General features: G+C 39.3%; 10 protein-coding genes. 3 read left to right on the forward strand and 7 right to left on the reverse strand.

Features of this window, described 5'->3' with window-relative positions; all coding sequences use genetic code 11:
* The first annotated feature begins 24 nt into the window (after nt 1-24).
* From E4661_RS15575 to E4661_RS15585, 3 genes are all read left to right on the forward strand, one after another.
* Nucleotides 25-1287, forward strand: coding sequence for a DUF819 family protein (locus E4661_RS15575; protein ID WP_136468387.1), 1263 nt, complete (start codon nt 25-27; stop codon nt 1285-1287).
* A gap of 144 nt (nt 1288-1431) precedes the next feature.
* The gene (locus E4661_RS15580) at nt 1432-2367 is read left to right on the forward strand and encodes a tetratricopeptide repeat protein (RefSeq protein ID WP_136468388.1); all 936 of its coding nucleotides are present in this window, start codon (nt 1432-1434) and stop codon (nt 2365-2367) included.
* Nucleotides 2368-2425: 58 nt separating this feature from the next.
* A complete protein-coding gene (locus E4661_RS15585; RefSeq protein WP_136468389.1) occupies nt 2426-3121 on the forward strand; it encodes a DUF4369 domain-containing protein in 696 nt (231 codons plus the stop codon).
* Nucleotides 3122-3125: 4 nt separating this feature from the next.
* Here E4661_RS15585 and E4661_RS15590 read toward each other — a convergent pair whose 3' ends face one another.
* The 7 genes from E4661_RS15590 to E4661_RS19110 all read right to left on the reverse strand — a co-directional run.
* On the reverse strand, nt 3126-3398 hold the full coding sequence (locus tag E4661_RS15590; RefSeq protein WP_136468390.1) for a hypothetical protein: 273 nt from the start codon (nt 3396-3398) through the stop codon (nt 3126-3128).
* Between the two features lie 25 nt (nt 3399-3423).
* Nucleotides 3424-4392: a type I phosphomannose isomerase catalytic subunit gene (locus E4661_RS15595; protein WP_136468391.1), complete on the reverse strand. Its 969-nt coding sequence runs from the start codon at nt 4390-4392 to the stop codon at nt 3424-3426.
* A gap of 1 nt (nt 4393) precedes the next feature.
* Nucleotides 4394-4801 (reverse strand): 6-pyruvoyl trahydropterin synthase family protein, encoded by a 408-nt coding sequence (locus E4661_RS15600; RefSeq protein WP_136468392.1) that lies wholly within the window; start codon nt 4799-4801, stop codon nt 4394-4396.
* Nucleotides 4798-5328: an isopentenyl-diphosphate Delta-isomerase gene (gene idi / locus E4661_RS15605; protein WP_136468393.1), complete on the reverse strand. Its 531-nt coding sequence runs from the start codon at nt 5326-5328 to the stop codon at nt 4798-4800. The genes E4661_RS15600 and idi overlap by 4 nt, the downstream gene beginning before the upstream one ends.
* A gap of 74 nt (nt 5329-5402) precedes the next feature.
* A complete protein-coding gene (locus E4661_RS15610; RefSeq protein WP_240751498.1) occupies nt 5403-6317 on the reverse strand; it encodes a PorP/SprF family type IX secretion system membrane protein in 915 nt (304 codons plus the stop codon).
* Between the two features lie 39 nt (nt 6318-6356).
* Nucleotides 6357-8318 (reverse strand): T9SS type B sorting domain-containing protein, encoded by a 1962-nt coding sequence (locus tag E4661_RS15615; RefSeq protein WP_136468395.1) that lies wholly within the window; start codon nt 8316-8318, stop codon nt 6357-6359.
* An 84-nt stretch (nt 8319-8402) separates the two neighbouring features.
* A partial coding sequence (locus E4661_RS19110; RefSeq protein ID WP_168796386.1) for a hypothetical protein occupies nt 8403-9439 on the reverse strand: 1037 nt, incomplete at its 5' end.

The raw sequence follows: 9439 nt of genomic DNA on the forward strand, positions 1-9439 counted from the left end.
TGAATCCATAGCAATTTGACTTTCATGGATCAACTACCATTTACCGAGGACACAATCATCTTCGGTCTTCTTTGCCTCTGCTTAGGTTTCGTATTTTATACATCATCAATAAAAAAAGGGTTTTGGAAAAAATTCTACACTATAGTTCCAACGGTTCTAATGTGTTATTTACTTCCGGCCATTCTGGCCAGTACGGGCATTATAAATGAAAAAGAGTCACAGACCTATTATGTAGCCAGTAGATATTTGCTGCCAGCTGCCCTAATCTTAATGACCTTAAGCATTGATTTAAAAGCTATTGCAAACCTAGGGTCTAAAGCATTGATCATGTTTTTAACAGGAACAGCAGGAATTATTATCGGAGGTCCCATTGCTATATTGATAGTTTCCATTTTTTCTCCGGAAACCGTTGGAGGAAACGGTTTTGACGCCGTTTGGAGGGGACTTGCCACCATAGCAGGTAGTTGGATCGGAGGTGGCGCCAATCAAGCCGCTATGCTTGAAGTTTTTCAGTTTAATCAGGAAAAATATGGGGGCATGGTTTTAATCGATATTGTTGTTGCTAACATTTGGATGGCAATTCTTCTACTAGGGATTGGAAAAACAAAAAAGATTGATGCATGGTTAAAAGCAGATACCTCATCAATAGAAGAATTAAAAGAAAAGGTTTCGACATATTCGGCCAAGATAGCAAGGGTGACCACCCTACATGATTTTATCATGATGCTCCTCTTTGCGTTTGCAGGAATGGGAATCGCTCACTTATTGGGATATCATTTTGCCGAATTTTTGGAAAACAACTTTGAAGTGGTTCGAAACAAAGAGAAGATATTATCCTCTTTGAGCTCTAAATTCCTTTGGATGGTGGTCTTTGCCACAGCAATTGGAATAGGGCTTTCGTTCACCAAGGCAAAAAACTATGAAGGTGCTGGAGCAAGTAAAATTGGAGGCATGTTCATATATATTTTAGTTGCCACAATTGGTATGAAAATGGACCTGGGTCGAGTCATGGAAAACCCTGGTTTAATTGCCATCGGTCTTATTTGGATTTCCATACACGCCGGTTTGTTAATCCTGGTAGCTAAACTTATAAAAGCCCCCTATTTCTTCTTGGCCGTGGGGAGTCAGGCCAATGTTGGTGGAGCGGCTTCTGCTCCAGTGGTAGCTGCTGAGTTTCATCCTTCCTTGACTTCTGTTGGAATACTGTTGGCCGTTTTTGGCTATGTAGTAGGCACTGCAGGGGCTTATTTATGTGCTCTATTAATGGAAGTTGCGTCTTCAGTTTAATTTGAATCGATCAACCAGGTTTAGGGATACGTCAATTCAAACAGGGCATACGTAAAGTCACCCTAAATTATTCCTTTCCTTCGATTTACCTTAATCACATTAATGTAATGCGTCTTTTTGGTCGCATCTTTAAATGTCGATTGTATGAAGGGTTTTAAACTTGCTATAGACAGAAGAAAAAAAATCAGTCTTTTATACCTTTTGTCCTTTATCATTGCTTGCTGCTTCTATTCCCATTTTTCAGATGACATTTTTTTAACACACAGTGAAACACCGAATGATAAAAAGGGGTTTTTGGATGGAACAGATTATATCTTGCTCGAAACCTTTCTTGATTTAGCAAGTGATTGCTATGCAAAAAACAAACAACATGATTCCATCAAAATAAAATTTCAAAATCTTTTGGACGAATCTAAAAACACAATAGACTTAATTGATTCCTCATGCCAATTGGACTTTGAACAATCCGAAATCCTTCTTGCTCATGCCAGATTTTTAATTGTACAACGTAGATATGATGATGCCGAAGTGCATTTGTTAAAAGCGAGTGCCTTGTCAAAAAATATCGGTGAGCCAGAACAACTATTAATGTACCTGTACCATCGTTCCAAAAAATGGAAGCAACTTCAAAGGCTCGCCCGTGAAATCGTTTCTCGTACTCAAAATTTTCCAGAGGCTGAAAAATACTTAAACATTGAGCAACACCGAACAAGCTATCTAAAGATGTTGGAAGAGGAAACCAAAATACACTCTTCTTCAAAAAAACTGCTAAAACTGAGCAAGGCACTCTTTTTAGAAAATCAATATGCTCAATCCTATCATTTTGCCAAAGAGGCCCAGTCGCTGCAACCTGAATTACCTGAAACACATTTTCAATTGGGAGCCATCTACTATAAGTTGGGAAATGATCATAAAGCCCAAAAAGCCTTTAAGACTGCATTGGCGCTAGATCCTAATCTTCAAACGTTTCAAAAAATTAGATATTCAATCCAAAATTTGACAAAATTGCCTATGGCATTCCACAAGCCTAGAAATAATGGCGAGTTCTCTCCTTTTGAAAGATTTTGGGTTATTCCCTGATCTTATTGTTCAGTTAATTGAAGAAATATTTTGATATTTGCCTCGCTAATTTTTAAAAATGAAGAGGTTTTTATTTGTATTTGGTCTTGTCGTGTTGGCTGCATCCTGTGACTCTAAGACAGAAAACACAATGATTGTTTCTGGAAATATCAAAGGGCTAAAAAAAGGCGCTTTGTTCTTTCAGTATGTAAAGGACTCTACTTTAGTAGTTCTGGATTCGTTGGAAATCGAAGGAGATGGAGCATTCACGTTTACCAAGGAAGTTGAAAGTCCAGAAATATTTTATCTACACTTAAAAAAGGAAGACAACAACGATGTCAACGACCGTATCATCTTTTTTGGTGAACCCGGGGAGATTACGATAAATACTTCATGGAATACTTTTGATATAAATCCAGAGATTATTGGTTCAAAAAGTCATGATACATACGAAGAGTTCAAAGACATGATTTCCAAGTTCAATATTCGTGAGTTGGAGCTTCTTAGCTTGGGGCAACCTAGCAATGAGGATTCCGTTGATCCCCTTCCTCTAGATTCGATTCAAAAATTGATAAACCGCAACATCATTACAAGGTATCTGTACATCCTCAATTTCGGATTGAGCAATAAGGATTCATATGTTACGCCATATGTACTTCTAACCGAAGCCAATGATGCAAATCCAAAATATTTGGATTCCATCTATGGAACGTTATCCGAAGAGGTAGCTTCTTCAAAATACGGAAAAGCTCTTAAGAAATATTTGGAGAAGTAGGCTTCTATTTGATGAGCTTGTTCAACTCTTCTACAAGCTTGGTGGCTTTGTCCTCCAATTGGACGCGGATATCCTTGAAATGGGCCTTATTGTCTGTCACATCCTTTTGATGTATTTTGCCCATAATGTCGTCAAAAACCCCAATTGCCTTGTCTATGATTGCCGTTCCCTCTTTAGAATCCCTGTTATTGGTGTCGGCTTCCCATATGTAAACCGCTTCAATGATGTCTCCTAATACAAAATTGACATCTTTCTTTAGATTACGAATACTTGCCATATTGCTAGTTTTTATAAAGGTAATATTAAATGGTAACTTCTAAAAGTTTGGCTCCTTCAGTAGTTATATCAATAATGGTACTTGAGGCGGCCACCAAAATGGTCTCCCCTTTTTTTATGGATGTCTTGCCCCAATCGTTCGTAATTTCCGCTTCTCCTCCAACACACATATAAATGGTGAAAGAATCACGATTGGTCACATCTTGTTTCAATGAATTGGTCAATTCCAAAATATTGGTCTTAAAATATGGACAATCCACCATGCTGTTCACCTTGTCCAGGTCGGTAGGATAATCCACTTTGAAATCATCCCTTTTTGAATAATCTATAGCGTCAACTGCTAATTGAGTATGTAATTCCCTCAGATTGCCGTCTTTATCTCTTCTGTTAAAATCGAACACTCGATAAGTAATATCTGATGTCTGTTGAATTTCTGCCAATAAAACCCCCGCGCCAATGGCATGAATTTTTCCTGTATTGATAAAAAAAGTATCCCCTTCACCTACTTCCTCATAATTCAAAAGATTCAGCAATGTATCATTTTCGAGGCTTTGGATATACTCCGCTTTTTCAACGTCTCTATTGAACCCAACTATTAATTCCGCCCCAGGGTCGGCATCCATTACATACCACATTTCGGTTTTTCCGAAAGAGTTATGTCGTTGCTTTGCCAATTTATCATTCGGATGCAATTGAATGGAAAGATCTTGTTTGGCATCAATAAACTTGATAAGTATGGGAAAGTCATTTCCAAAACGTTCCACCACACTTTTTCCCAATAGTTTTTCTCCTACATTTTCGATTAAATCAGTAAGCAAAGCGCCTTTGAGTTCTCCTTCGGAGACTTCGGAAATATCTCCACTTACTCCAGAAAGCTCCCAACTTTCACCAGTAATATCGCTTTCAATTGGTTTTTGAAGTACATCTTTTAGCTTTGTTCCTCCCCAAAGTCGTTCTTTAAGGATGGGTTTAAATTTTAATGGATATAAGGTCATTTTAGCCTGAATAGGTTACAAAGTTACGAGGTGTTTCATAAAGTACCACCTCCAAATTGTTGGTTTGTTTTATATGGGGTCTGAGTTTGTTCCAGATTACAATGGCGATATTTTCAGCAGTTGGATTCAAATCCTTGAATTCAGGAACATCCATATTCAAGTTTTTATGATCCAAAGCTTCCTCAACATGTTCCTTAATTAGGTTTTTGAGCACTTTTAAGTCCATCACAAAGCCGGTTTCATCATCAACCTCTCCTTCTACGCTAACTACGAGACTATAATTGTGTCCATGATAATTGGGATAGCTACACTTCCCGAAAACTTCAAGGTTTCTTTCTTTGTCCCAATCTTTTCGAAAAAGCCGGTGTGCTGCATTAAAACTTGCCTTTCTACTTACTTTTACTCTCATTTTTCCTCTTTACGTATTAAATAATCATAAAAGCGTTCGAAAATAATTTTGAACCAAACCGTATATTCGTTAGGATTCTCCTCAATATCTTTTTTAATATCTGAGGGATGCATCCATTTCCATGATTCTACCTCACTTTGGTTTATTACTGGTGAATCATTATAGGTTCCGAGCATCACATGGTCTAATTCATGTTCTGTAAGCCCGTTGTCAAATGGTGCTTTATAGATGAAAGAGAACAATTCTTCCAATTCTGTTTGAAAGCCCATTTCTTCCAGAAGTCTTCGTTTTCCTGCTTCAATATTACTCTCGCCATCTCTTTGGTGGCTGCAGCAGGTATTTGTCCAAAGCAGTGGAGAATGATACTTGTCCCTTGCCCGCTGTTGCAGCATAGTCTGACCTTTATCATTCATTATAAAAACAGAAAAAGCTCTGTGGAGTACAGCTTTTTCATGCGCTTCCATTTTGGGCATTAGTCCAATAGGTTCATCCTGCTCATTGACTAATATCACATTTTCCTCTTTCATGGGGTAAAAATATGATGTTTGTCAGGAATTTTTATGGATAATGCTCCTAAAATGTTGCTAAACCTTTTTTAACGCTAAAAGAATCGAGGAGATTTTAGGTTGCCCACATTTTTTAGGAAATCGTATCTTAAAATTACCTCAAACGAACCGTCATTAAAAGTTGTGGCTCCCAAATCGGTAATTTCGCGATCATAGGCGAGTCCGATAAACATCTCATCTGACACTCGAAACCCGATCAATCCACTAAATGCGGCATCCCAGCGATAAGCCAATCCGCCCACAAACTTTTCGTTAAGCATAAAATTGGCGGACAAATCTACTTGCAAGGGTGCTCCTTGAACGGCTTTGGTCAATAAAGTGGGTTTAAACTTGAGAAATGGATTCAAATCCCAGACATAACCTGTAATCAAATAGACGTTAATCTGTTCTTTTGCCGTGGTTGCAGAAGAAGTATCAAAATGCGAAGTTTCCAGTATTCGAGGTACCGAAAGTCCTGTATAAAATCGTTCTGTATGATAATACACTCCTGCCCCTATGTTTGGTGAAAACTTGGTCTGATCACCTTGACGCAACAAATCATCGGTAAAATAATCATCCAATTCTGAATATCTAATATCCAACATATGGGCACTAGCCTTTAATCCAAAGCTAAGTTTGGCATCGAGGGAAGTACGGATAGTATAAGAGAAATCAACATCAAAATAAGTTTCGGAGGTCGGTCCAATTTTATCATTGACCACTGATAAGCCCAAGCCAATTCCGCGATACCCTAAAGGTGTGTGAATATTTAGTGTTTGGGTTTCTGGTGCTCCGTTCAATCCCAACCATTGATTTCGATACAAGCCAGCAATGCTCAAATGACCACGGGAACCAGCATAAGCCGGATTAACACTTACGGTATTGTACATATATTGCGTATACTGCGCATCTTGCTGCGCATACATACCCGCAGATAGACTTAATATTAGTATAAAAAGATATTTCCGCATGTTTCTTCCAACTCTATTGTTTTCCACAGTCATCATTCTTTATCTGGTGATATATACATAACCCGATAGTTGTTTCATATTTCCACTTGGGTCTTCATAATCTATGATATAGAAATAAGTACCAACTGGAAGCTTATTGTTTTGGTCAACGGTCACCCTTCCTTCTGAAGTACCATCAAAAACATTTCCGTTGGTGTTATAAGCTTTGGTCATGTAGACCAGCACACCCCATCTGTTATATATTTTTACTGTGTTGTTTGGATAATCTTCTATATTGGTAATGGTTAATACATCGTGTACTCCATCATCATTTGGTGTAATTACATTTACCACATCGATTGGGTCGACCTGAGTTGGTCCTAAATCTGGATCCAAATAGTTAGGTATTCCATCTTCGTCAGAATCATCGTTTGCATAATTTCCATCTTCATTCAAATCTTCATCTGCAGTTTCAATACCATCATCATCATCATCGGAGTCCCTATAATCAGGAACACCATCAGTATCAGTATCCATTAAGAAGGTGCTTGGATTATCAATTTCATCGTTCACATCAATGTCAATTACCGTACTTCCTTCATAAGCATCATCAAGTCCATCATTATCTTTATCAGACCCAATAAAGGTTACATCCGCAATGCCATCCTGATTTTGGTCATGTCCTTCAATACTATCCAATACATTATCGTCGTCGCTATCCTCATCCACGTAATCAGGAATTAAATCACCATCTGAATCCATAGGAATCAATCCGATATTACCTCCATTTTCGTAAGCATCATCCAATCCATTATCATTGGCATCAACAAGGCTTGGGGCAATATAGGTAAGCGTATTTTGTGCTTCAACGTTATCTGGGATTCCATCGTTATCACTATCAATATCCAGATAATCAGGTATTCCGTCACTGTCCGTGTCAGTAGGATCAGTTGTAGGATCATTGTCCAAATCGGTGTTCAAATCCTCAAAACTATCAACAATACCATCGTTGTCCGCATCCAAATTGACCATAGGCTCATTTACCAGAATTGTCACTATAGCTGTACTACAATTTCCTGCAGTATCGCAAATGGTATAATCAAAACTATCTGGCCCTAAATAGCCTGTGTTAGGGGTATAGGTAACTGTATCGTCAGAAGGATTGCCAGTGGTACCATTATCATTTACAACCAATGTTCCGTTGGTCGGTGTAGTGTTTGTCAACGTGCCAGTTGTCGGAAGATCATTATCGTTAGCCAAAATATCAATATCTATAACTATATCAAGGTCAGTTGCGACCGAATCGTCAAGAGCATCCACAATTGGAATTACATCCACAGTAACGGTTGCATTACTACAAGCTCCGGTTGAGGTACAAACGGTGTAATCAAAAGTATCTGTTCCGTTGAAATCTGGATTAGGCGTATACGTCACTACATCATCTGATGGGTCATTTGGGGTTCCATTGTTGTTAATGGACACTGAACCATTCCCAGGAGTTGTCGTAGTAAGCGACCCTGTTGAAGGTAAATCCGTGTCGTTGTCGTAAATAGGAACCACAACTGAACTATCCTCATCTACCGAAATAAGGTCATCAACTAGGGTAGCTGCTTCGGTCATGCATACAACTGTAAATCGAGGTAATTGACTTGCGTTTCCAGCTTTTGTAATGGTCGCCGTATATCGTTCCACGGTAGAAGTACTCGTAACTGTCGGACGCGTCTGATCACCACTTAAGGGTGGACTCCAATTCACCACTGCCCCAGAAGGAATACTTGCAGATATATCCAAAGTCACTTCGTTATCAGGAGCTCTGCAATCTGTTAAGATGAAGTACCCGGTTGCATTAGATCCACAAAGGGTTCCGTTATAAGTTGCGAAATATACTCCAGGTTGCGTTGCTTCATAAAATGAGTTTGTACTAAGCACATTTCCCAAATCCGAAGCCTCAAACCATTGGTAATTACTCTCACCTCCACCACTCGGTGCTTGAAGCAGAAACTGGGCGTTTGAGGTGCTCATCCCAAAAATGAACACAAAAAAGCCGAGGAATAAAGACTTATGTAGTGTATTTGATTTCAACTTTTTATCCAGTCTTTATTGTTATTACTTAACCATGAACACCACGTTAATCAATGCATTATAATCAGTAGGTAAATTCTCAACCTCTATTGTTAGATTACCATTAGCGTCAATAGTCATGAAATTAGGGTCACCAGAATCTGTCTCAAAGACAGAGGGGTCAGCATAGGTAACATAGTAGTACAAATCTGTACGGCCATATGTTGGAAGTGCAGCTGGTGCACCAGCACTAGATACTGTTGGTGTTCCAAATTGATCAAGGTATTCTTGGTATAAATCAATGTTTTTTATTCCTATTGTTGAAGCATCAACTGCTATAGAGGGTGGATAAAATATTCTTCCTGCAGTAGCTGTTATTTTGGTGATATCAGCCATGGCTTGATCAACAGTAGTCTCTACAGCTCCATCACCATCCACATCAATATCGGTCATTTCAAAAGATGCACCACCATCTGTCCCCGTTACAAGCTCATTCTCTGCATCAGTACTTACTATAGTAGGCGCATCTATCCAATTAGTTCCGGAAGCTGTTGAACTTAACAATTGTCCTGAAGTTCCAGCATCCCCACTACTGTCAATAATACTACCGTTTACCGTTAAATTAGATTGAACTGTTGTAGCATGCTGAAGCTGTATTCCAGAAACTCCAGAAATTTGAGTTGTACCTCCGGTCGAACCTAATTGAATTGCACCTGTTGTAAAGGCCTGAAGCGTTACAGAACTAAATTGCAATCCATTTATTCCGGTAAATGTCAAAGAATTACTTCCTCCATTTACAGTTCTTGGGCCGGTCAATGTTCCATCTGCAACGTACATACTTGTACTACTTCCAGCCAATTCTGCTAATGCAGCCTCCACAGTCGTCCCCGTGAAGTTGTTCCCTGCATCCGCTATCGAAACCTCTCCGGCGTCCTGGTCGTCCGTCGCGTAGATACCGTTGGCGCGTACGTCAAGGGCATTGTCCGCATCGGGGCTCGCAACGGCCGTGAACTCGTTGCTCCCGTCAAGGTTCAGGCCGTTGCCGGCAGTATATTGTGTGTCGTTGTCCGTATCCGGGACGT

The organism is Flagellimonas onchidii, assembly GCF_004804315.1.
GTDB lineage: Bacteria > Bacteroidota > Bacteroidia > Flavobacteriales > Flavobacteriaceae > Flagellimonas > Flagellimonas onchidii.

Bases quoted from the DNA above. Each gene is read 5' to 3' on its own strand.
- E4661_RS15585 (WP_136468389.1), top strand. From the start codon at position 2,426: ATGAAGAGGTTTTTATTTGTATTTGGTCTTGTCGTGTTGGCTGCATCC.
- E4661_RS15615 (WP_136468395.1), bottom strand. From the start codon at position 8,318: ATGAGCACCTCAAACGCCCAGTTTCTGCTTCAAGCACCGAGTGGTGGA.
- E4661_RS15595 (WP_136468391.1), bottom strand. From the start codon at position 4,392: ATGACCTTATATCCATTAAAATTTAAACCCATCCTTAAAGAACGACTT.
- E4661_RS15575 (WP_136468387.1), top strand. From the start codon at position 25: ATGGATCAACTACCATTTACCGAGGACACAATCATCTTCGGTCTTCTT.
- E4661_RS15610 (WP_240751498.1), bottom strand. From the start codon at position 6,317: ATGCGGAAATATCTTTTTATACTAATATTAAGTCTATCTGCGGGTATG.
- E4661_RS15590 (WP_136468390.1), bottom strand. From the start codon at position 3,398: ATGGCAAGTATTCGTAATCTAAAGAAAGATGTCAATTTTGTATTAGGA.
- E4661_RS15580 (WP_136468388.1), top strand. From the start codon at position 1,432: ATGAAGGGTTTTAAACTTGCTATAGACAGAAGAAAAAAAATCAGTCTT.
- idi (WP_136468393.1), bottom strand. From the start codon at position 5,328: ATGAAAGAGGAAAATGTGATATTAGTCAATGAGCAGGATGAACCTATT.
- E4661_RS15600 (WP_136468392.1), bottom strand. From the start codon at position 4,801: ATGAGAGTAAAAGTAAGTAGAAAGGCAAGTTTTAATGCAGCACACCGG.